Consider the following 668-nt stretch of genomic DNA (forward strand, 5'->3'; position numbering starts at 1 on the left):
CTTGTGATTTGGAAACGATATTAAGTGATTTCATCAACCATTCTCATTGCGTCCTGAGCACCGTTCAAACCTATACTCTCTTTAGTTTTTTCTTTTGTTTGTATCAAATTGGAAGGCTTTACCGTAACAACTCTGGCAACCGCCTGGTAGGGATAACCTGAATTAAAGCTGATGCCACCAATAGGTTTCCATCCTTTATTTAAAAGGTCATTAACCCTTTCTTCAAGCTGGGATAATCCTTCCGGTCCACAAACTACTTTATACTCGGCTTTTTTCATTATTTATCACATTTTTTAGATTATTCTATTTGAGCTTGTTTCCCCAATCGTCACACTCATATTCTCTGAATAGTTCAGAGTACTTTCTTCTTTTCTTACGCCATTTTTCCATTTGGCTTGAGCTTCCCCCATCACGTCTAAGGTCTGTGTATTCTTCTATTTTATCTTTCCAGTACTGACACTTCTTGAGGCTTGCTTCGGGCTTTGCATAAGATATGAGCGGAACAAGTAATAACAGGAATAAGAGTGTTTTTTGATTTTTCATTTGACTTCCATTCTTTGAGGTATTCGAGGCATAACGCCCGCATCAGGTGCGCCGAAGGCGTCACCTGGATGCGCTTGTTACATGCGGCCGGTTGCACGGTTTTTCCTGTGTTTTGGGCACGCTGC

The 668-nt window shown here is 40.9% G+C and carries 2 protein-coding genes; both read right to left on the reverse strand.

From position 1 onward, the window contains the following. Window positions 1-20: 20 nt before the first annotated feature. Window positions 21-278, reverse strand: coding sequence for a DUF1737 domain-containing protein (locus ACY2RQ_RS19620; protein ID WP_490114703.1), 258 nt, complete (start codon window positions 276-278; stop codon window positions 21-23). A 161-nt stretch (window positions 279-439) separates the two neighbouring features. After that, window positions 440-668: hypothetical protein (locus ACY2RQ_RS19625; protein WP_490114704.1), on the reverse strand; the 229-nt coding region annotated here is incomplete at its 5' end.

Source organism: Parendozoicomonas sp. 209JJ7-1, assembly GCF_058147085.1.

Excerpts from the sequence above, each read along its gene's own strand:
- ACY2RQ_RS19620 (WP_490114703.1), bottom strand. The coding sequence starts at position 278 with ATGAAAAAAGCCGAGTATAAAGTAGTTTGTGGACCGGAAGGATTATCC.